This is a genomic window from Streptomyces sp. ATCC 21386, from assembly GCF_018728545.1.
In the GTDB taxonomy this organism is placed as follows: domain Bacteria; phylum Actinomycetota; class Actinomycetes; order Streptomycetales; family Streptomycetaceae; genus Streptomyces.
In genome coordinates, this window is sequence record NZ_JAAVVL010000001.1 from 7874306 (window position 1) to 7895800 (window position 21495).

General features: G+C 71.2%; 20 protein-coding genes and 1 pseudogene. 10 read left to right on the forward strand and 11 right to left on the reverse strand.

From position 1 onward, the window contains the following. Window positions 1-8: 8 nt before the first annotated feature. Together GWK25_RS33765 and GWK25_RS33770 are read right to left on the reverse strand one after the other, a co-directional pair. The gene (locus GWK25_RS33765) at window positions 9-1013 is read right to left on the reverse strand and encodes an aldo/keto reductase (RefSeq protein WP_215457792.1); all 1005 of its coding nucleotides are present in this window, start codon (window positions 1011-1013) and stop codon (window positions 9-11) included. Window positions 1014-1141: 128 nt separating this feature from the next. Then, window positions 1142-2116 carry a DUF4394 domain-containing protein gene (locus tag GWK25_RS33770; RefSeq protein WP_215455343.1) on the reverse strand — a complete coding sequence of 325 codons (975 nt, stop codon included), beginning with the start codon at window positions 2114-2116 and terminating at the stop codon, window positions 1142-1144. Between the two features lie 218 nt (window positions 2117-2334). Here GWK25_RS33770 and GWK25_RS33775 point away from each other — a divergent pair, with 218 nt between their 5' ends. Next, entirely contained in the window at window positions 2335-3450 is a 1116-nt protein-coding gene (locus GWK25_RS33775; RefSeq protein ID WP_215455344.1) for an endonuclease/exonuclease/phosphatase family protein, read from the forward strand. A 114-nt stretch (window positions 3451-3564) separates the two neighbouring features. On the opposite strand, the gene GWK25_RS33780 is transcribed toward GWK25_RS33775, so the two are convergent. Continuing rightward, a complete protein-coding gene (locus tag GWK25_RS33780; protein WP_215455345.1) occupies window positions 3565-4947 on the reverse strand; it encodes a glycine--tRNA ligase in 1383 nt (460 codons plus the stop codon). Between the two features lie 215 nt (window positions 4948-5162). Between GWK25_RS33780 and GWK25_RS33785 the strand changes: the two genes are divergently transcribed. From GWK25_RS33785 to GWK25_RS33800, 4 genes are all read left to right on the forward strand, one after another. After that, window positions 5163-6125 (forward strand): metal ABC transporter substrate-binding protein, encoded by a 963-nt coding sequence (locus GWK25_RS33785; RefSeq protein ID WP_215455346.1) that lies wholly within the window; start codon window positions 5163-5165, stop codon window positions 6123-6125. Window positions 6126-6153: 28 nt separating this feature from the next. Then, window positions 6154-6921 (forward strand): metal ABC transporter ATP-binding protein, encoded by a 768-nt coding sequence (locus GWK25_RS33790; protein WP_215455347.1) that lies wholly within the window; start codon window positions 6154-6156, stop codon window positions 6919-6921. Window positions 6922-6934: 13 nt separating this feature from the next. Then, window positions 6935-7879, forward strand: a complete 945-nt coding sequence (locus GWK25_RS33795; RefSeq protein ID WP_215455348.1) for a metal ABC transporter permease — start codon at window positions 6935-6937, stop codon at window positions 7877-7879. A gap of 69 nt (window positions 7880-7948) precedes the next feature. After that, window positions 7949-8362, forward strand: a complete 414-nt coding sequence (locus GWK25_RS33800; RefSeq protein WP_184894274.1) for a Fur family transcriptional regulator — start codon at window positions 7949-7951, stop codon at window positions 8360-8362. A gap of 160 nt (window positions 8363-8522) precedes the next feature. Here GWK25_RS33800 and GWK25_RS33805 read toward each other — a convergent pair whose 3' ends face one another. Genes GWK25_RS33805 through GWK25_RS33820 form a run of 4 tightly spaced genes read right to left on the reverse strand, consistent with a single transcriptional unit; the run spans window position 8523 to window position 10979 of the window. Further along, window positions 8523-9047: a YcxB family protein gene (locus tag GWK25_RS33805; RefSeq protein ID WP_215455349.1), complete on the reverse strand. Its 525-nt coding sequence runs from the start codon at window positions 9045-9047 to the stop codon at window positions 8523-8525. A 2-nt stretch (window positions 9048-9049) separates the two neighbouring features. Beyond that, window positions 9050-9898 (reverse strand): isoprenyl transferase, encoded by an 849-nt coding sequence (locus tag GWK25_RS33810; RefSeq protein WP_215455350.1) that lies wholly within the window; start codon window positions 9896-9898, stop codon window positions 9050-9052. Between the two features lie 42 nt (window positions 9899-9940). Beyond that, window positions 9941-10690, reverse strand: coding sequence for a DNA repair protein RecO (gene recO, locus GWK25_RS33815; RefSeq protein ID WP_184894268.1), 750 nt, complete (start codon window positions 10688-10690; stop codon window positions 9941-9943). Window positions 10691-10748: 58 nt separating this feature from the next. Beyond that, window positions 10749-10979, reverse strand: a complete 231-nt coding sequence (locus tag GWK25_RS33820; protein WP_215455351.1) for a hypothetical protein — start codon at window positions 10977-10979, stop codon at window positions 10749-10751. A gap of 287 nt (window positions 10980-11266) precedes the next feature. Between GWK25_RS33820 and GWK25_RS33825 the strand changes: the two are divergent. Further along, a pseudogene (locus GWK25_RS33825) lies at window positions 11267-11518 on the forward strand (phosphohydrolase); the annotation flags it as partial. 201 nt (window positions 11519-11719) lie between these two features. Continuing rightward, window positions 11720-14824: an AfsR/SARP family transcriptional regulator gene (locus GWK25_RS33830; RefSeq protein ID WP_251829155.1), complete on the forward strand. Its 3105-nt coding sequence runs from the start codon at window positions 11720-11722 to the stop codon at window positions 14822-14824. Here GWK25_RS33830 and GWK25_RS33835 read toward each other — a convergent pair. Next, window positions 14775-15224 (reverse strand): hypothetical protein, encoded by a 450-nt coding sequence (locus tag GWK25_RS33835; protein ID WP_215455353.1) that lies wholly within the window; start codon window positions 15222-15224, stop codon window positions 14775-14777. The two genes, GWK25_RS33830 and GWK25_RS33835, sit on opposite strands and share 50 nt — an antisense overlap. Window positions 15225-15686: 462 nt before the next feature. Here GWK25_RS33835 and GWK25_RS33840 point away from each other — a divergent pair, with 462 nt between their 5' ends. Then, complete coding sequence (locus GWK25_RS33840) at window positions 15687-16343, forward strand: M15 family metallopeptidase (protein WP_215455354.1); 657 nt, start codon at window positions 15687-15689, stop codon at window positions 16341-16343. Window positions 16344-16509: 166 nt separating this feature from the next. On the opposite strand, the gene GWK25_RS33845 is transcribed toward GWK25_RS33840, so the two are convergent. The 3 genes from GWK25_RS33845 to GWK25_RS33855 form a co-directional block, all read right to left on the reverse strand. Next, window positions 16510-17121 carry a hypothetical protein gene (locus GWK25_RS33845; RefSeq protein WP_215455355.1) on the reverse strand — a complete coding sequence of 204 codons (612 nt, stop codon included), beginning with the start codon at window positions 17119-17121 and terminating at the stop codon, window positions 16510-16512. A 275-nt stretch (window positions 17122-17396) separates the two neighbouring features. Then, entirely contained in the window at window positions 17397-17855 is a 459-nt protein-coding gene (locus GWK25_RS33850; RefSeq protein WP_215455356.1) for a protein phosphatase, read from the reverse strand. A 3-nt stretch (window positions 17856-17858) separates the two neighbouring features. Next, window positions 17859-18599: a FadR/GntR family transcriptional regulator gene (locus tag GWK25_RS33855; RefSeq protein ID WP_215457793.1), complete on the reverse strand. Its 741-nt coding sequence runs from the start codon at window positions 18597-18599 to the stop codon at window positions 17859-17861. Window positions 18600-18882: 283 nt separating this feature from the next. On the opposite strand from GWK25_RS33855, the gene GWK25_RS33860 reads away from it, so the two are divergent. Further along, window positions 18883-20511 (forward strand): ABC transporter substrate-binding protein, encoded by a 1629-nt coding sequence (locus GWK25_RS33860; protein ID WP_215455357.1) that lies wholly within the window; start codon window positions 18883-18885, stop codon window positions 20509-20511. Between the two features lies 1 nt (window position 20512). Next, window positions 20513-21472 (forward strand): ABC transporter permease, encoded by a 960-nt coding sequence (locus GWK25_RS33865; RefSeq protein ID WP_215455358.1) that lies wholly within the window; start codon window positions 20513-20515, stop codon window positions 21470-21472. Window positions 21473-21495 lie beyond the last annotated feature (23 nt).

Here is a 21495-nt window from a genome sequence, read left to right on the forward strand (position 1 = left end):
CGGCGGGATCAGTGCTCGCTGTCGAGGTGTGCCATCTGGGCGGCGGGGTAGCGGTCGCCGGCCGCCGCGTCGGCCGGTACGGCGCCCTCGATCGCGGCGAGGTCGGCCGCGTCCAGGGTCACCTCCAGCGCGCCCAGCGCCTCCGCGAGACGGTCCCGACGGCGGGCCCCGACGAGCGGGACGATGTCCTCCCCGCGCGAGAGCACCCAGGCGATCGCGATCTGGGCCACCGACGCCCCCTTCTGCTCGGCGACCTTTCGCAGGGCGTCGACCAGGTCCAGGTTGTGCTGGAGGTTCTCCCCCTGGAAGCGGGGCGAAAGGGCCCGGAAGTCCCCCGGCTCCAGCCGGCGCTCGCGGGTGAAGTGGCCGGAGATCAGGCCACGGGACAGGACGCCGTACGCCGTGACCGCGATGCCCAGTTCGCGTGTGGTCGGCAGGATCTCCCGCTCGATGCCGCGCGAGATGAGGGAGTACTCGATCTGGAGGTCCGCGATCGGGGCCGTGGCGGCCGCGCGGCGGATCGTGTCCGCGCCCACCTCGCTCAGGCCGATGTGGCGGACGTGCCCCTTCTCGACCAGCTCCGCGATCGCGCCGACCGTCTCCTCGATCGGCACGTCGGGGTCGACCCGCGCGATCCGGTAGACGTCGATGTGGTCGGTGCCGAGGCGCTGGAGGGAGTAGGCGGCGAAGTTGCGCACCGCCGCCGGGCGGCCGTCGTATCCGGACCAGCCGCCGTCCGCGTCCCGCAGCGCGCCGAACTTGACGCTGGTCAGGGCCTGCTCCCGGCGGGCCGCGGGCGCGGTGCGCAGGGCTTCGCCGATCAGGAGTTCGTTGTGGCCCATGCCGTAGAAGTCGCCGGTGTCCAGCAGGGTGACCCCGGCTTCGAGGGCCGCGTGGATCGTCGCGAGGGATTCGGCCCGGTCGGCGCCCGCGTACAGCGCGGACATGCCCATGCAGCCGAGGCCGAGGGCGGAGACGTGGGGGCCGGTGGTTCCGAGGGTGCGGGTCTGCATCGTCGTCGTCATGGCACCCACGATGACATGACAGCTGACAGATTTCAATATCTGTCAGCTGTCATGCGTCAGTCGCTGGCTCTCATGGGTCGGCCACTCGTCGCCCGGCGCTCACGGCCGGGCGCCCGTCAGCCCTGCCGCAGCGGTATCGCCAGGTCCACCACCTGGCGGCCCTCCGGGAAGGCCCCGGCCGAACTCGCCTTCCCCGTCAGCAGGTTGACGGCGAACAGCCGCGCCCCCGTGACCGCGTACCCGGCGTTCACCCCGCTTCCCGCCGAGCTGTAGATGTCGAACCCGGCGTTCAGCGGGGCATCGACGCCGAGCTTGCCCGTGGGGGCGAGGTTGCCCGCGTTGGCCGGGGACTGGACGGAGACCTGGTCCTGGGCGGTGTCCAGGTCGAAGAGGGTGGTCGCGGTGGTGGCGTCGAGGTCGTTGTTCGTGTACGCGGCCCCGGTCACCCCCCGCGCGGTGACACCGGCCGTGGCGGGCGGGACCGGCGGGTTGACGAGGGTGCCGTCGACGGCCGTGGTGCCGGCGGCCGGGGCGCCCTGGGGGTCGTCGAGGTTGTGGCGGAGGTTCTGGCCGGTGTCGCTGATCACCCTCAGGCGGTTCGCGGCGGGGTTGAAGTCGACGCCGTAGGCCGAGCCCTGGAGGGCGACGGTGAGCTGGGAGACCTTGGTGGCCTTGGCGCCCACCTCGCGCAGGGTGTAGACACCGCCCTTGTCGCCGACGCCGTACAACTTGCCGTTCTGGACGCGGTAGTCGATGCCGACGAGCCGGGTATCCCCCTTGAGGCCGCGGACCTTGCCGAGCTGCACGGCGGCGGCGGGCTTGTCGACGCGGAAGACGAGGAGCCGCTGGTCGGCGGTGAGACCGACGGCCTTCAGCCCGCCGGGCACCTTCGCCCCGCCGCCGAGGACACCGCCCTTGGACTCGAGACCGGCCCCGGTGCCGGTCCCGGAGGAACCGCTCGCCGCGACCTCCGTCGACGCCGCCGGCCCGTCCGACGCCCCGGACCCGCCCATGGCCCCGGTGCCGACGGCACCGACCGTCCCGATCGCCACCGCCATGGTCAGTACGCCGATGACCGCTTGCTTGCGCATGAACGCCCCCGTGAAGATGCGCGGCCCGCCCTCTGCGGGCCGTGTGCCCTCTCCTTCGGAACCGACGGCGGGTCCGGATTGGTGGGTCGTAGGAGATTTTTTCCGGAACTTCGGATGTTCCCCCGACGCTCCGTTGGACACCATTCATCCGCTCTCGGAGAATTCGAGGTGTCTGCCGTCGGCCCCCTCAGCGGCCGCGCGACCCTCAAGGAGGGCGTATGACGATCCGTATCGCCACCTTCAACGCCGAGAACCTCTTCCGCCGGCCGACCGTGTTCGGCCTCGACGACGACGAACGGCGCAAGGAGATCCTGGACGACTTCAACGAACTGGTCGGCCTCCTCGACAAGGAGATCTACCAGGACTCGGACAAGGAGCGGATCACCGAACTGATCGTGAAGCACGACGCGCACAACTCACAGGCGGGCGACCACCGGCCGTTCTTCATCAACCAGCCCCGCGGTGGCGCCAAGCTCTTCACTGTCCCCCAGTCGGGCAGCCCGGCCGTCAAGATCGTCGCCAAGGGGCGCCCCAAGTGGTCGGGTTGGGCCGAGATGCGGCGGGACGACATCAGGTGGGAGGCGGTGGAGAACACCGCCCGGGTGATAGCCGAGGTGAACGCGGACATCCTGCTCACCGTCGAGGTCGAGGACCGGCTGACACTGGACCGCTTCAACACCCAGGTCCTGGGCGGCGCGGTGGGAGGCACGCCGTATCCGTTCAACCTGCTCGTCGACGGCAACGACAGCCGTGGCATCGACGTCGGCATACTCAGCCGGTTCCCGATCACGTCCGTGCGGTCGCACATCTTCGACCTCGGCGCGAACGGCCGGCCCGTGTTCAGCCGGGACTGCCCCGAGTTCGAGGTCGAGGTCGCCGGTGAACCGCTGTGGATCCTCGGCAACCACTTCAAGAGCAAGGGTTTCGGCAGGGCCTCCGAGAACGACGCACGCCGCAAGGCCCAGGCCACCCGGGTCAGGGAGATCTACGAGGCAGCGCTCGCCCACTCCTCACGGGTCGTCGTGGCCGGCGACCTCAACGACTCCCTCGCGAGTCCCCCCATCAAGCTCCTCCTCGACGCGGGCCTGCGCGAGGCCATGACCCACGAGAGCTACGGCACCCAGCCCCCGGGCACCCACGGCACCGGCAAGCGTGACGAGCAGAAGCTCGACTACCTCATGTTCAGCCCGGAGTTGTGGGACCGGGTCACGCACGTGGGCGTGGAACGCCGGGGCATATGGGCCCCGAAGACCTTCCCGTCCTTCGCGACGGTCACCTCGAAGGTCGACCAGGCCTCCGACCACGCGGCCGTCTTCGCCGACCTGGACCTGTAGAAAGCCGAGTTCCCCGCACCCCGAGGGGCCGAAGGCCCTGAAGGGGCGCGGGGAACTGCGCGACCAGCCACGAACGACGCCGCGGCCGCTCAATCACTCAAGCCAGGCAGACGCTCACGCGCCCACGAGCCGAGCCGCCAGGTACCCCTCGATCTGGTCGAGAGACACCCGCTCCTGCTTCATCGAGTCCCGCTCGCGCACGGTCACCGCGTTGTCCTCGAGCGTGTCGAAGTCGACGGTCACGCAGTACGGGGTACCGATCTCGTCCTGACGGCGGTAGCGCCGCCCGATCGCGCCCGCGTCGTCGAACTCGATGTTCCAGTTCTGCCGCAGCGCCGACGCGAGCCCCTTCGCCTTCGGGGACAGCTCGGGGTTGCGGGACAGCGGGAGGACCGCCACCTTCACCGGGGCGATCCGGTGGTCGAGGCGCAGCACCGTCCGCTTCTCCAGCTTGCCCTTGGCGTTGGGCGCCTCGTCCTCGGTGTAGGCGTCGAGGAGGAACGCCAGCATCGTGCGGCCGACACCGGCCGCCGGCTCGATGACGTACGGCGTGTAGCGCTCGCCCGCCTCCTGGTCGTAGTATGACAGGTCCTGGCCGGAGGCCTTGGAGTGCGCGCCGAGGTCGTAGTCGGTGCGGTTGGCGACGCCCTCCAGCTCGCCCCACTCGCTGCCGCCGAACTGGAAGCGGTACTCGATGTCGGCGGTGCGCTTGGAGTAGTGGGAGAGCTTCTCCTGCGGGTGCTCGTACCAGCGCATGTTCTCTTCACGCAGACCCAGGCCGGTGTACCAGTTCCACCGCTCCTGCATCCAGTACTCCTGCCACTTCTCGTCCTCGCCCGGCTTGACGAAGAACTCCATCTCCATCTGCTCGAACTCGCGGGTGCGGAAGATGAAGTTGCCGGGCGTGATCTCGTTGCGGAAGGACTTGCCCATCTGGGCGATGCCGAACGGGGGCTTGCGGCGCGAAGTGGTCTGCACCTGGGCGAAGTTGGTGAAGATGCCCTGGGCGGTCTCGGGACGCAGGTAGGCGATGGAGCCGGTGTCCTGGGTGGGGCCGAGGTGGGTGGAGAGCAGACCCGAGAACTGCTTGGGCTCGGTGAACTGGCCCTTGTTGCCGCAGTTGGGGCAGTTGATGTCGGCCAGGCCGTTCGCCGGGGCGTAGCCCTTCTTCTCCTCGTACCCCTCTTCCAGGTGGTCCGCGCGGTACCGCTTGTGGCACGCGGTGCACTCGGTGAGCGGGTCGGAGAAGGTGGCGACGTGGCCGGAGGCCACCCAGACCTCGGAGGCCAGGATGACGGACGAGTCGAGTCCGACCACGTCCTCGCGCGACGTCACCATGTAGCGCCACCACTGGCGCTTGATGTTCTCCTTGAGCTCGACACCCAGCGGTCCGTAGTCCCAGGCGGCACGCTGGCCGCCGTAGATCTCGCTGCACGGGAATACGAAGCCACGGCGCTTGCTCAGGCTGACGATGGTGTCGATCTTGTCGGCGGCCACGGTGCTCTCTTCATTACGACGACGGGCGACGAAGCGATGCGCTCCTGGAGGAAGCGGACGCGCTTCAGAGCGAATGCTTCAGGTTACCGGCGGGGGCTGCCCTCGGATCAAATCGGTTCGGAGAAGGAGACGGTCGATGCCGGACAAACGCCTTACCAAGGGCTTACCACCAGGCTTGTTGACAATCGTTTCCAGACAAGATGAAAATGACTGTCATGAACGTAGTACGACGACGCCTTCTGATACCCGCGGCGGCGACCGCGGCCGCCGCTCTCGGCCTCACCACTCTCACCGCATGCGGCGGCGACAGCGCCGCCGCGGGCAACACCGACAAGTTCGACGTCGTCGCGTCGTTCTACCCGATGGCCTTCCTCGCCGAGCAGATCGGCGGGAAGCACGTGAACGTCACCAGTCTGACCCAGCCCGGCCAGGAACCGCACGACCTGGAGATCAGCGCCAAGCAGACCGCCGCGCTCCAGGAGTCGGACGCCGTGCTCTACCTCAAGGGCCTGCAGCCCTCCGTCGACGAGGCGGTCGCGCAGTCCGGCCACGAGACGAAGATCGACGCGGCCACGCTGACCGACCTGGAGCACCACGGCAACGAGGTCGGCGGCCACTCGGCCGAGCACGACGAGCACGAGAACGAGGAGCTGGAGGGCAAGGACCCGCACATCTGGCTCGACCCCGTGAAGTACGCCGAGGTCGCCAAGGGGGTCGGCGCCGCCTTCGAGAAGGCCGACCCGGACCACGCGGACACCTACAAGACCAACACCGAGGCCCTGGTCGAGAAGCTGGGCGCCCTGAACGACCAGTTCGTCAATGGACTGAAGGACACGAGGACCAAGGTCTTCATCACCACCCACGCCGCCTTCGGCTACCTCGCCGAGCGCTACGGCCTCACCGAGGAGGCCATCACCGGTCTCGACCCCGAGTCCGAGCCGAGTGCCGCCCGGGTCAAGGACCTTGAGAAGATGGCGAAGGCCGACGGCGTGACCACGGTGTTCTACGAGACACTGGTCAGCGACAAGACCGCGAAGACCATCGCCGCCGACGCGAACCTGAAGACCGACGTCCTCGACCCGATCGAGGGCATCACGGAGAAGTCGCGCGGCAAGGACTACTTCGCGGTCCAGGAAGCCAACCTCAAGGCCCTCCAGACGGCCCTGGGAGCCAAGTGACCTTGTTGATCATCCGGAGGCAGCAGGCATGACCGAGCCCGTCATCGCGTTGCGCGGCGTCCGCGCCGAACTGGGCTCGCGCACCGTCCTGCGCGGCATCGACCTCACTGTGCGCCGCGGTGAGGTCGTCGCGCTGCTCGGCGCCAACGGCTCCGGCAAGTCCACCGCCGTCCGCACGGTGATCGGGCAGGTACCGGTCGCCGCCGGCGAGATCGAGCTGTTCGGCACCCCCCGGCGCCGCTTCCGCGACTGGCGTCGCGTCGGGTACGTGCCGCAGCGCACCACGGCCGCCGGCGGTGTCCCGGCGACGGTCACCGAGGTCGTGGCCTCCGGCCGGCTCTCCCGCACCCGCCTCGGCATCCTGCGCAAGGCCGACCGCGAGGCGATCCGGCACGCCCTGGACATGGTCGGTATGGCGGACCGCGCCAAGGACTCGGTGAACGCCCTCTCCGGCGGCCAGCACCAGCGCGTCCTCATCGCCCGTGCCCTCGCCTCCGAACCCGAGCTGCTGATCATGGACGAGCCGATGGCGGGCGTCGACCTGGCCAGCCAGGAGGTGCTGGCCGCGACCCTGCGCGAGCAGGTCGCCCAGGGCACGACCGTGCTGCTGGTCCTGCACGAACTCGGCCCGCTGGAGCCGCTGATCGACCGCGCGGTCGTCCTGCGCGACGGCTGTGTCACCCACGACGGCCCGCCCCCGAAGGCGGTCGGCCAGCACGCGCTGCCCGGCCACGACCACGTCCACCCGCACGCGGCACCGGGCGCCGAGCCCGTCCGTACGGGTCTGCTGAGCTGAGAAGGCACCCACGATGGAATTCCTCGACTACGCCTTCATGCAGCGGGCCCTGCTCGCCGCCGTCCTCGTCGGCATCACCGCGCCGGCGATCGGCATCTACCTCGTCCAGCGCCGTCAGGCCCTCATGGGCGACGGCATCGGCCATGTCGCGATGACCGGCGTCGGCCTCGGCTTCATGCTCTCCTGGTCACCGGTGTGGATGGCGACGCTGGTGTCCGTGGTGGGCGCGGTGCTCATGGAGCTGATCCGCTGGTACGGCAAAACGCGCGGCGACATCGCGCTCGCGATGCTGTTCTACGGCGGCATGGCCGGCGGTGTGATGCTCATCAACCTCGCGCCCGGCGGAACCAACGCCAATCTGATGTCGTTCCTCTTCGGCTCGCTGTCGACCGTGTCGCAGGAGGACATCACCGCGATCTGCGTGCTCGCCGCGTTCGTGATCGTGATGACGCTGGCGCTGCGCCGGCAGCTGTTCGCGGTCAGCCAGGACGAGGAGTTCGCCCGCGTCACCGGCCTGCCGGTGCGGGCGCTGAACCTGCTGACGGCGGTCACGGCAGCGGTGACCGTGACGGTCGCCATGCGCGTCGTCGGACTGCTGCTGGTGTCCGCGCTGATGGTCGTGCCCGTCGCCGCCGCACAGCAGCTCACCCGCAGTTTCGCGGCGACCTTCGCGATCGCCGTGGCCCTCGGGGTGACCGTGACGATCGGCGGCACGATCACCTCGTACTACCAGGACGTGCCGCCCGGCGCGACGATCGTGCTGCTCGCCATCGCCGCGTTCATGGTGCTGACCGCGCTGGCGACCCCGCTGGCCAGGCGCCGCGCGCGGGCCTTGGAGACAGCCCTCGGGGACCCGGCGGAGTGCGGGGTCCCCGAGGCCCCGGAGGCCGCCGGGACGGCTGTGGCGAAGGACACGGTTCCGGCCGCCCGCGGCTCCGTCGAGGGGTCCGCGGGATGACCGGCGGCTGAACGGGGTCGGCGGGGGCTGGCACAATGGCCCGCGAGACCGCTACGTGAGGAGGCAACGGTGACGACCGCCGGACCTGTACGAGGTCGTTCCACCCGGCAGCGGGCGGCCGTGGCCGCGGCACTGGACGAGGTCGACGAGTTCCGCAGCGCGCAGGAACTCCACGACATGCTCAAGCACAAGGGCGACTCGGTCGGGCTCACCACCGTGTACCGCACGTTGCAGTCCCTCGCCGACGCGGGCGAGGTCGATGTCCTGCGCACCTCCGACGGCGAGTCCGTGTACCGCCGCTGCTCGACCGGCGAGCACCACCACCACCTGGTCTGCCGGATCTGCGGCGCGGCCGTGGAGGTGGAGGGCCCCGCGGTCGAGAAGTGGGCCGACGCGATCGCCGCCGAGCACGGCTTCGTGAACGTCGCCCACACGGTGGAGATCTTCGGCACCTGCGCGGACTGCGCGGCCAAGACGTCGTAGGGGGCGCGGTGCCCACCGGGTCCGCCTCCCACGCGCCCACGGTGCGTCGGCGGGGGCGGGTGCGTGGGGCTTCTCGCGCCCGCGCGGCGGAGCCGCATGTCGATACAGCCCCGCGCCCCTGGAAGGCCGGGGCTCCGCCCCGTGCCTTCATCCCGCCCCTCTACAGCCGCGTCAGGCCCTCGCGGGTCAGGACGGCGCGGAGTCGGTCGGCGTCGGCGGGGGTCGCCAGGCCGCGCTTCGGGAGCACGGTGAGACGGGGCGCGTGGGCGCCACTGAGCAGCACGAAGGTGTGCGGGGTCTCCGCGTACCGGGAGACCTGGGACCAGCGGGCCGGGCGCTCGGTGCCCCGGTCGTGCGCGACCGTCACGCCCCACGGGTCCAGCACGGCGCGGTGCAGCCCGAGGGCCGCCGCCCGCCGGTGCAGGAGGCGGGCCTGGAGCCGCGGCAGCAGGACGAGGCCGCCCGCCGCCGCCACCGGCATGACCAGGGACCGCGCGTCGGGCACGGCGCCCAGGGCGAGCGTCACGACCGTGACGAACAGGCCCGCCCCGGCGGCGAACAGCAGCAGCGCCCGGCCCCACCGGCCGACGGCCGAGGCGCGCGAGGACACGCGTACCGCCTCGCGGAAGTCCCCGACCGCCGCCCGGTACACCAGCTCCACGTTCTCCCCGCCGGCCCGCGTCACGGTCAGTCCTCCGTCCGGCCCTCCATCGCGGCTTCCATCGCGAGGAGTTCCTCGTTCGGGACGGCGCCGCCGAAGCGGCGGTCGCGGGAGGCGAACTCCACACACGCCCGCCACAGGTCACGGCGGTCGAAGTCCGGCCAGAGCACGTCCTGGAAGACCATCTCGGCGTAGGCGCTCTGCCAGAGCAGGTAGTTGGAGGTGCGCTGCTCGCCGCTGGGGCGCAGGAAGAGGTCGACGTCCGGCATGTCCGGGTAGTAGAGGTACTTCGCGAACGTCTTCTCGGTGACCTTGGAGGGGTCTAGGCGGCCCGCGCGGACGTCCTCGGCGAGGGCCTGGGCCGCGTCGGCGATCTCGGCCCGGCCGCCGTAGTTCATGCAGAAGTACAGCGTCAGCAGGTCGTTGTCCTTGGTCTGCTCCTGCGCGACCTGCAGTTCCTTGGCGACCGACTTCCACAGCTTCGGCATCCGGCCCACCCAGCGGACCCGGATGCCGAGTTCGTCGAGCTGGTCGCGGGTCTTGCGGATGAAGTCGCGGTTGAAGTTCATCAGGAAGCGGACCTCGTCGGGCGAGCGCTTCCAGTTCTCGGTGGAGAAGGCGTAGAGGGAGATGTTGCGGACACCGACCTCGATCGAGCCCTGGAGGACGTCGAGCACGCGCTCGGCGCCGACCTTGTGGCCCTCGGTGCGCGGCAGCCCGCGCTCCTTGGCCCAGCGGCCGTTGCCGTCCATGACGATCGCCACGTGCTCGGGGACCAGCTCGCCGGGGAGCTTGGGCGCGCGGGCGCCGGACGGGTGCGGCGTCGGCGCCTTGTACTCGCGGCGCTGACGCCCGAGGAACCCGCGTACCACCATGTGCTTCTCGTCTCCTTAGGGGTGCCGGTGGGTCGGTCGTGCCTACGACTTCTCCACGTACCGAAGGGAGCGCAGGCCGCGCTCCAGATGCCAGTGCAGATAGGCGGACACCAGCCCGCTGCCCTCCCTGACGTGCCGCGGTTCGCTCGCGTCCGCGGTCTCCCAGTCTCCCGTGAGGAGCGCGGCGAGCAGTTCCAGCGTCTGTGGCGAGGGTACGACGCTGCCGGGCACCCGGCAGTCCACGCAGACGGAGCCTCCGGAGGCGACGGAGAAGAAACGGTTCGGGCCGGGCATGCCGCACTTGGCGCAGTCGCTGAAGGTGGGGGCGTAGCCGTTGACGGCGAGGGAGCGCAGCAGGAAGGCGTCGAGGACCAGGTGCGGGGCGTGTTCGCCGCGGGCGAGGGTGCGCAGCCCGCCGACGAGCAGCAGGTACTGCTGCACGGCGGGCTCGCCCTCGTGGTCCGTGAACCGCTCGGCGGTCTCCAGCATGGCCGTTCCGGCGGTGTAGCGGGCGTAGTCGCTCACGATGCCGCCGCCGTAGGGAGCGATGGTCTCGCTCTGGGTGCACAGGGGCAGCCCGCGTCCGACCAGTTCGCTGCCCCGCGCGAAGAACTGCACGTCCACGTGGGAGAAGGGTTCGAGCCGCGCGCCGAACTTGGACTTGGTCCGCCGGACCCCGCGCGCCACGGCCCGCACCCGCCCGTGCCCACGGGTGAGCAGCGTGATGATCCGGTCCGCTTCACCCAGCTTCTGGGTGCGCAGCACGACACCGTCGTCCCGGAATAGGCTCATGGCGCCCATTCTCGCCTACGGCCGGTGCGCGGCGGGACCTCGTCCGGCGCTCACCCCTTCAAGGGACCTCGCCCCGGCTGCGTGCGTTCTCGTAGGCCGTCGCGGCCCGCAGTCGCTCTATGGTCGTCGCGGCCCGTACGACCTCGGGGGCGCAGTCCCACTCCCTTCCGCCGCCGACCGGCCGGAGCTGTACGTAGGGCCCCTCGTGGCCCATGACGCGGCCGACCTGCCCGGTGCGGGTGTCCACCGCGTAGGTGCCGATCGCCGGTTTCCTCCCGTTGCCGTTCACCGCAGGGCCGCCGCCGAGAGGCCCGGTGACGGCAGAACAATTCCCGCCCTTTCGGCCGTCCGCCGCAATTCCTCCACCGATTCCTCCGCCTCTTCGACGCGCCCGCCGAGTACCGTCCCCCGAGCCTTCTCCACCTGCTTTCACGGTGCTCCCCCGCATCACCGAATTTCACTCTTCGCATCTCCTCGATGACCCACTGTGTCTAAACTCGGCCGGAGTCTGTCCCGCACAACTCCGGGTCCGCGCGGATGTGTTGAATTAACCCGACGGCCCCCTCGGACCGGTAGTTCGCGGCCACGCACGCGGCATGGGCGGAGCCCGGCGTCGGGATGGAGGACCTGCTGGTCTCCCTGGCCGACAAGGTGTGGAAGAACAAGCGGGTGCGGGAGCTGGAGGACCTCGTCGTCGGCCGGCTCGCGGAGGTGGGCGGCCGGCCCGTCTGGGAGGAGTTCCTCGCCCTCGACGACCTCCTTGACCCGCTGGGCGCCGGTGCGGACCGCCGGCTGGCCTTCCAGGCGGCGTACCCCGTACACCCGTAGCCCGGCGGTTCTCACAGCATCGTCACAGGTGGTCCGCACACACGTGGGGAATCTCCGCGTCGTCCACCTAAGATTCCCTTCGGTTGCCCCGTTTTCCGACAACTCCGCGGCGCATCATGCGTCCTGGGAAACCACTCGCCGTACATGAGCGTCGAACGGTGCGTGAGCAACCGCTGTCCCGGCGGTCCGACAGCACGGAAGATGGGACCCGTGGAGCTGGAATTCCGACTGCTCGGCCCGGTCGAGGCATGGCACGGTGACAGACCCCTGCGACTGGGCGGCCCGAAACCGCGCGCACTGCTGGCCGTGCTGCTACTGCGGGCGGGACAGGTGGTGCCCGCCGACTCGCTCGTGGACGTGATCTGGGGGGACGATCCCCCGGACACCGCGCGGGCGCTGGTGCAGACGTACGTGTCGGCCCTGCGCCGGGCGCTGCCCCCGCAGGCGGCGGAGGCGATCGAGACCCGGCCGCCGGGATATGTGATGCGGCCCGGCGTCGGCCGGGTCGATCTGGCGGAGTTCGAGGCCCGCACGGCCGACGGGCGGCGGGCCGCCGCCGAAGGCGACCCCATGGAGGCCGCGCGGCTGCTGCGCCAGGCGCTGGAGCTGTGGCGGGGCCCGGCGCTCGGCGGGGTCGGGGAGGCGCTGCGGGGTGAGGCCGGGCGGCTGGAGGAGGCCCGGCAGGCGGCCCTGGAGGAACGGATCGCCGCCGAGCTGGAGACCGGCGGGCACGAGGCGGAACTGGTCACCGAACTGACCGCGCTGGTCGGCGCGCATCCGGCCCGGGAACGGCTGCGCGGGCAGCTGATGCTGGGCCTCTACCGGCTCGGGCGGCAGGCCGACGCGCTGGCCGTCCACGCGGAGGGGCGGGCCGTGCTCGCCGAGGAGCTGGGCCTCGACCCGGGTCCGGAGCTGAACCGCCTGTACGAGGCCATCCTGCGGGCCGATCCGGCCCTGCTCACCGGGACGGCGGCGCCCCCGGCTCCGGGCCCGGTCGGCGCGGCCGCGCCCCGGGCGGTGTCGCTCCTGCCGCCCGCCATCGGCGACTTCACCGGCCGGGAGGAGGAGCTGGCCGGGGTCGTCGAGGGGCTGACCGCCGCCCGGGAGGCGATGCCCGTCGTCGTGGTCTCGGGGGCCGCCGGGGTCGGCAAGTCCGCGCTCGCCGTGCAGGCCGCGCACCGGGTCGCCGGTGCGTACCCCGACGGGCAGCTCTACGCCGAACTGCACGGCTTCAGCGAACCCGTGCCACCCGCCGAGGTCCTGGGCCGGCTGCTGCGGGCGCTCGGCGCCGACCCGCCGGAGGACACGGCCGAACGCGGCGACCTGTTCCGCAGCCTGGTCGCCGGACGCCGGATCCTGCTGGTCCTCGACGACGCGAACGGCGAGGCCCAGGTACGGCCACTGCTGCCGGGCAGCGCCAGCTGCGGAGTCCTGGTGACCTCACGGGCCCGGCTCGGCGGACTCGTCGGGGCGCGGCGCACCGACCTGGACGTCCTGGACGACGCCCGCGGACTCGAACTGCTCACCAGGGTCACCGGCCCGGAGCGCACCCCGGACGACCCGCGCGAACAGGCCGCGGCCCGCCGGATCGTCGAGCTGTGCGGCGGGCTGCCGCTGGCCCTGCGGATCGCCGGCGCCCGCCTCGCGACCCGGCGGCACTGGACGCCCAGCGTGCTCGCCGAGCGGCTCGCCGACGAACACCGTCGCCTCGACGAGCTGTCCGTGGGCGACCTGGAGGTCCGGGCCGGGCTCGGCCTCAGCTACCAGGCGCTCGACGAGTGCGCCCGCCGCGTCCTGCGCCGTATCGCCACGCTCGGTTCGGCCGACGTGGCCGTGTGGGCGGTGGCCGCGCTCGCCGGCATGACCGAGGACGAGGCGGAGGAGATCCTCGAACGACTCCTGGACGCCCAGCTGATCACCTGCCCCGGCACCGACCAGATCGGCCAGCCCCGCTACCGGCTGCACGACCTGGTCCGCGTCTACGCCGCCGAACGCGCCGAGGCCGAGGACCCCGCAGAGGACCGCACGGCGGCGGTGGGCCGCGCCCTGACGGCAGGCCTGTGGCTGATGGACCGGGTGACGGAACAATCCCCCTCAGGCGCGGTGACTTTGAGACAGAGGCTCACCCCCAAGGGGCGCGGGGAACTGCGCGCTCAACCACCCCCGACCGAAAGCCGCGGCACAACAGAACCCCCCACCCCCGTAGGCGCACACACCACCCGCCGAGCCCTCGAAGACCCCTTCGCCTGGTTCGACGTCGAAGCCGACACCCTCACCACGGCCGTCGAACGGGCGGCAGCCCTCGGCCTGCACACCCTCGCCTGCGAAGCGGCAGCGGCCCTGTGCTCCTCCTCGTTCGCCATCAAGAACCGCTTCGACGCCTGGTGGCGCAGCCACGACGCCGCCCTCGCGGCGGCGCGCCGGGCCGAGGACCGCTCGGGCGAGGCCCTGCTGATCATCGGCCTCGGACAGCTCCGCTACGAACAGGACCGCATCGCCGAGTCCCAGGAGTACTTCCGCACCGCCGAGCGCATCTGCACCGAACTGGGCGACGTACGCGGCCGCTCCGCCGCCCTCGCGGGCCTCGGCAGCGCCTGCCGTGAGGTAGGCGAACTCCGCGACGCGGAAAGGGCGTTGACCGACGCCGCCGAGGGGTTCCGGCGGGTCGGCGACGACACGGGCGTCGGGGTCGCCTGCCGGTACGGCGGTTCCGTACGCCTCGAACTCGGCGACCAGAAGGGCGCGTTCCCGTTGCTCGACGAGTCGCTGCGGGCCTACCGGCGGCTCGGCAGCCGACGCGGCGAGGCGCTGGCGCTGCGCACGCTCAGCCTGGTGCACCGCTCGCTGGACGCGTACGAGGAGGCCGCGCGCGTGGCGGAGCAGGCGCTCAAGATCCTGCGCGACCTCGGCGACCCGCACATGGCGGCGTACGCGCTGCGGGCCCGCGCCAAGGCGCGGCTGCGGCTCGGGCACGTGCGGGAGGCGGAGACGGAGCTGCACGAGATCCTGGAGGTCTGCCGGACCCACGAGGACCGTTTCGGCGAGGCCCTGACACTGCGCACGCTCGGCGAGTGCGCGCTGGCCGACGGGCGGCTGACGGACGCGGAGGGGCTGCTGACGGCCTCCGCCGCGCTCTGGGGCGTCCTCGCCCTGCCGCTCCCCCGGGCCCGCGCCCTGCGCAACCTGTCGGTGGTCCGGGCCGCCCTCGGGGACCGGTCCGGCGCGGAGGAGCTGCGGGCCGAGGCCATGGCGGTGTTCAACGCCTGCGAGGCCCGCGAGCGGCACGAGCCGTGGCCGTGGGTGTGACTCCCTTGACGCGGGACCGCAGGGTGCGGACGGGGCCGGTGGCCGGGCGTCCGGCCCGCAGCTGTCGCCAGGTCGGCTTCGGGCAGCGGCCCTTGGGCCGGGTCCTGGTGAAGTTCTCGTAGGGCACGAGCCGGGGCGGCAGGCCGATCTCGACCCAGTGGGCCTTGCCGGAGGAGGAGTCCCAGCCGTCGTTGGGGATCCGGACGAAGTCGGCGCGGTGGTCCTTGTCCTGGCTGGTGATCTGCAGGACCTCGACATGGCGGAGGCGGGGCCGCATCACCACGCAGTAGTGCGGCTTCTCGCCGGCGGACTCCCGGAACGGCACCGAGGCGTGCCAGATCTCGCCCGGCGCCGGACGGCGCCGCCCTCCGTTCAGTCCCCCGTCGTCCCACCAGCGCACCCCACGGTGACAGAGGTAGGCGGCGAGGGCGGCTGCCCCGGTCTGGGCCAGGCCTGGAGAGTCAGACTCCGAGGTGGAATTGCTTACGCGGATACGTAAACACGCCGTGCCGAGGGCGCGTTCCGGACAGTCGGCCCGGCCGAAACCCGCTTGCGGCGGACTTGCAGAGAACTTCCAGCGGAGTCCGCCATTCTCGTTGTTCTCGGGGGAACAACGGATCGGCCGGGCGACCACCGCCCGGCCGGTCGGCCCACCGGAGCGCACAGGGGACGGACCGGTGGGAACGTGACAACAGTGGAATCGCACGAGCAGGACGGGCTGGGGGGAGGCCCGGAGCCAGGCCACGAACCACCACTCAAGGGGGGAAGCCCCCGGGGAGGGACATCAGGGGATCAAGTCCCTCCCCGGGGTGCTGCCGCACACCCCGACGCATCGCACCTCCCGCCCGGTGGAAGACGACGCATGCCTTCGATCATCCTCATGAGCGACCCCGAGGTCGCCGGTGTCCCGGTCCAGGAGTGCGGTGAGCCCCTCGTCGATCTGAGGGAGCTGCCCTTCGTGGTGGTCGACTCCCGTCAGGCCGATCCGGAGGGGGCGTACGCGCACCTCCGTGAGGGCGTCGCCTGGCGTCTCGCGCGGGCCGCCCGGCTGCTGCCCGACGGGCTGCGGCTGCTGGTCACCGAGGGGTACCGGCCACTGGCCCTGCAGATCGAGTACTTCGAGCGGTACGCCGCCGAGCTGCGGCTCGCCAACCCCGACTGGACGGAGGAGCACCTCCGCGTGCAGACCAGCCGTTCGCTCTCCCCACCGGAGATCGGGCCGCATGTCGCCGGCGCCGCGGTCGACCTCACCCTGTGCACGGCCGCCGGGGAGGAACTCGACATGGGCACGCGCCTGGACGCCAGCCCCGAGGAGTGCGACGACGCCTGCTACACCGACGCGCCCAACATCTCCGACACGGCCCGCCGCAACCGGCGCACGCTCTCGGCCGCGCTCACCACGGCCGGGCTGGTCAACTACCCCACCGAGTGGTGGCACTGGTCGTACGGGGACAGGTACTGGGCGTTGATGACGGGCGCGCCGAACGCGCTGTACGGGCCCGCGAGCACCGGCCCCTAGCCGGACCCGGCCCGGGGCCCTCCGTCCCGCCGCCCCTACCCGTCCCATCCCCGAGGGCTGCACCCCGCCCCCGTTGCCGCCTCGGCGGCGAACCCCGTAGCGGGGCCAGGGGCAGCACCCTGCGGATGGGACGGGCAGGGGTGGCGGGGAGGAGGGGCCGCCGTCCTCAACGGACCTTCGCCAGAACGGCGTTCACCGACTGCTCGGAGCCGTCGACCTTGGCGCCCGTGTAGGCGAAGTCCAGCGTGCCGTCCGACAGCGGGGTGAGGGTGATCCGCCCACCCTTCACACAGTTGCCGGTCTGGATGTACTCGCCGAGGGAGAGTGCCTCGCTGACCGGGTCCACCTCCAGCAGGGTCAGGTCGCCCTGGCATCGGGAGTCCCGCATCTCGTAGTGGACCTCGCCGATGTCCCCGCCGACGGCGCCATCGGTCAGTTCCAGCCGCACGCGGTAGGAGTCGGTCGAGTCGCTGTTGGACTCCGTGGCGGTGCCCACCCAGGTTCCGGCCAACTCCGGTGCCGGACGCTCCGCCTGGGCGACGGGCTGCGTGGGGGCGGGTGTGGGGACAGGGGGCGGGGTCGAGGGTGGTGTCGTGGGCGGGGTCGATATCACGGAAGGGGTGGGTGTGGGGTCGGCGGCCGGGGTGGGCGACTCCACCGGTGCCGTCGCCTGGACGGACGAACGCCCGGCCTCGGACTCGGACTTCCCGGAACCGGTCGTCGTCATCACCCCGACCGTGATGCTCGCGGCGGCCGTGATGACGGCCGCGATGATCATCCCCCTGTTGTGCCCTCGGGGGTCGGACGGGGTGGGCGGGGCGGGCGGTGCGGGCGGAGAAGGTGGTGTCGTCACTGACGGCCTCAGGGGTGAGTTCGACGGGCGTGTTCGGGCCGGATCAGCAGAGTGATCTCCTGCCTCATGGTGCCGCCCGGACCTCCCTCATGGACCGCTTTCCTCGGATTACCTGCCGAATATCCGGAAAGGATCATGAGGAAACGATTTGCCCGTCTTCGGCTCCTCCTCCCCGAGCCTCCCCGAGCCTCCCCCGGCGCTCAGCCGAATCTCCGCACGTACCTCCGCTGCCAAGGCGTCTCCACCGCGTGCCGGTCGTAGTGCCGGCGCACGTACGCCACGGCCTCCTCGGGCGGTACGCCGTCGAGGACGGCGAGACAGGCCAGCGCCGTGCCCGTGCGGCCCTTGCCGCCACCGCACGCGAGCTCGACCCGGTCGACGGCGGCCCGTTCCCAGGCGTCCCGCAGCACCCGGTCCGCCTCCGCCCGGTCGCCGGGCAGCCGGAAGTCGGGCCAGCGCAACCAGCGGGACTCCCAGGGGACTTCGGGCGGCTCCTTGCCGAGGAGGTACACGGCGTAGGTGGGGACCGTGCCGTCGGGCAGCGGCCGGCGCAGCCCCCGGCCGCGCACCAGCCGCCCGGAGGGCAGCCGCAGCACACCGGCGTCGGCGGGGTCCCACGGCTCGGTCGGCCCGGTCGGCCCGGTCAGGTTCTCCCCCATGGCCTAGCCCACCCCTCGCGAGGCCTGCGCCGCCCTCGCCTCGATGCCTCTGAAGTGGTCGGACATCGCCCGCTGGGCACCCTCGACATCGCGGGCGCGCAGGGCGGCCACGATGTCCCGGTGGCGGCGGACCGTCAGCTCGGGGGTGGGGTCGTCGGTCCAGCCGCGGGCGCCCGCGACCCGCAGGAAGACGGTCCAGAAGGCGCCGAGGAGCTGCGGGATGAGCGCGTTGCCGAGGGAGGCGTAGAGGAGTTCGTGGAAGTCGCGGTCGAGTTCGGCGACGGGTTCGCCCGCCTCCCCGGCCGCCTCCATCCGGTCGACGACGGCCGCGAGCGCGTCCAGTTCGTCGTCCGTGAGGGTGCCCGCGACCCGTCGTACGAGACCGTCCTCCAGCACCTCGCGAACCTGGAGGATCTCGGCGAGCGCGGCGGTGTCGCCGTCGGGCCGGGCCAGGGTGCGGAAGGTCAGGCCGTCGACGAGGGGGGTGAGGGACGCCTCGCCGACGTAGGTGCCGTAGCCGTGCCGGATGTCGACTATGTCGAGGGCCTGGAGGGCCTTGAGGGCCTCGCGGACGGAGTTGCGGCTGACGCCGAGGTCCTCCATCAGCTCCGTCTCGGTGGGCAGGGGCGCGCCCGCCTGCAGACCGCGGTCGAGGATGAGCTGCATGACCTCACGCTGGATCTGGCTGCCCACCCGCCGTTCGGGCCGGCGCCGGCTCCCGCTCTCCTGAGACATGCGCCGCATCGTACGCTCGCCGGACATCCGACGTCCCACCTCCGGACGGGAACCACATGAAAGGGCCAGGGGAACGCCAGGTTAACGTCCCGTGATCACCCCGGGAAACCCTCTCCTAACGGGCCCTCAACTGTCGTTATTTCACACCGGCGTTGATCCGTCATTGGTCGCACCTCTGGCACGTACGCCATTCGTGTGCGATCTCTTGACCGCCCCCACGGGCGCTCCTAGGGTCACGCTGCTCCCTGTAGGACGTAGGACGTCGTATCTCCTCTCCCTCCCTGGAGGAACCGTGCGCGACGTGATCCGTGACGCCCCGGCGCCGAGCCGCCGGTCGCTCCTGAAGTACTCCGGCGCGCTGGGCGCGGCCGCCGCCGTCTCCTCGTCGCTGGCCGCCTGCTCGGCGGGCCCGGAGTCCACCAACGACACCGGCGACCGAGGCGGCGGGAACGGTACGCTGACGGCCGTCATCGGCTACGGCAACGACGGCAGCTGGGACCCGACCCAGACCGCGTCCGCCTTCTGCATGGCCGCCAACAACCACATCTACGAGGGCCTCCTCGACACCGACCCCCTCTCGCGCGAGCCGTACGCGGCGCTCGCGACGGCCGTACCGGGCGACCTCGACGGCACGTCCTGGACCTTCGAGCTGCGGCCCGGCGCCACCTTCCACGACGGTCGGCCGGTCACCGCCGACGACGTCGTCTTCGTGTACGAGCGCATCCTCGACCCCGGCACCCAGACCCTCGCCAAGGGCTTCTTCGCGAGCTGGCTGAAGGAGGTCAGGAAGATCGACGCGCGCAATGTCGAGCTGGTGCTCAAGTTCCCCTTCCCGGACGGCATCGCCCGGCTGACGCTGGCGAAGATCATGCCGAAGCACGTGTTCTCCCGGCCGGGCGCCTGGGAGGAAGCCATCAAGGGCAAGGCGATCGGCTCGGGGCCCTACCGCCAGACCGCGCACCACCCGAAGTCCAACACCACCTTCGAGGCGTACGCCGACTACAACGGCCCCCGCCCGGCCGCCTTCAAGAAGATGAACTGGCTGACCATCGTGGACGCGGCCCCGCGCGTGGCGAAGATCTCCGGGGCGAGCGCGGGCGCGCAGATCGCCGACAACATCCCCTACGCCAACATCGGGCAGCTGGAGAAGGGCGGGATGTCCGTCCAGGGCGGCTCCGGGATGAACAACCTCTTCCTGATGTTCAACACCCGGCGCGAGCCCTTCGACGACGTACGGGTCCGGCAGGCGCTGCACCACGCGATCGACCGGGACAAGATGATCGAGGTCGCGCTCAAGGGTCACGGGAAACCGGCGAGTTCCTTCCTCGACGAGGGGAATCCGAGTTACCGGCCGGCGAAGAGCGTCTACGCCTACGACCCCGACAAGGCCAGGGCGCTGCTCGCCGAGGCCGGGGTGAAGGGGCTGAGCATCGAGATCCTGGCGGTGAACGTCAGCTGGATCGTGGACTGTCTGCCGACGATCAAGGCGTCCTGGGACGCGATCGGGGTCGAGACGACGCTCTCGCCGCAGGAGACCACCGCCGTCTTCACGAAGATGGACCAGAAGCGGGACTACCAGGTGGTCGCCGCCGCCTCGAACCCCAACCAGTTCGGGCTCGACGCGGATCTCATCATGCGGTACAACTACGGCCCGCAGAACCTGTGGATGCAGTACGCGCGGTGGGCCGACGATCCGGTGGCCAAGGCGCTGTTCAAGGACATGGACCGGGCGACACGGGAACCGGACGCCGACCGCAAGAGGACGATGGTCCAGGACTACATCGACATCGTCGCCGAACAGGCCGTGCTCTACCCGGTGGTGCACAACGAGCTGATGACCGCGTGGAACCCGAAGCGGCTGTCGGGGATAAGGGCACAGCCGTATCCGGGGATCAACCTGCTCCAGGCCAAGTGGGTCTAGCGTGATCGCCGTCCTGCGCATCCTGCTGCGGCGGATCGCCCTGCTCGTTCCGCTGCTGCTCGGGATCATCCTGTTCGTCTTCGTCGTCATGCGGTTCTCGGACGTCGACCCGGCGTCCGCGTTCTTCCAGGGGGCCAATCCCACGCCGGAACAGCTGCACGAGTTCCGGGCGGAGAACGGGCTGCTGGATCCCCTGCCGGTCCGCTACGCCGGCTTCGTCGGCGATCTGCTGCACGGGGACCTGGGGATCAGCGCGCTCACCCGGGCACCCGTGGTCGACCAGGTGGCGACCGCGCTGCCGCTCACGCTCCAGCTGACCTTCCTCGGACTGGGGATCGCGGTCGTGCTGGCGCTGCTCGGCGGGGTGACGGCGGCGATCCACCGGGACCGGCTGCCGGACCAGTTCATCCGGGTGGTGTCGCTGACCGGGGTGGCGGCGCCCGGGTTCTGGCTGGCGCTGCTGATGATCCAGTACCTGGCGGTGGACCTGGGCTGGTTCCCGACGGGCGGTTACATCAACCCGGCTGACTCCTTCACGGGGTGGCTGCGGACGATGACCCTGCCGGCGCTCGCGCTGTCGCTGCCGGTGGCGGCGCAGCTCACCCGGATCGTGCGGACGGCGGTCGTCGAGGAGCTGGACAAGGACTACGTGCGGACGGCGATCGGCAGCGGTCTGCCGCCCCGGGTGGTGGTGGGCCGGAACGTGCTGCGGAACGCGCTGATCAATCCGCTGACCGTGCTGGGGCTGCGCGTCGGCTATCTGCTCGGCGGCGCGGTCGTCATCGAGACGATCTTCTCGCTGCCGGGCATGGGCAAGCTGATGATCGACGCCGTGAAGAACGGCGATCCGGCGGTCGTCCAGGGGGTCGTCCTGACCACGGCGGTCGGGTTCGTGGTCGTCAACCTCGTGATCGACGTCCTCTATCTGCTGGTGAACCCCCGTATCAGGGAGGCGAGTTGACGCCGTCCGAGGGGCGTGGACCC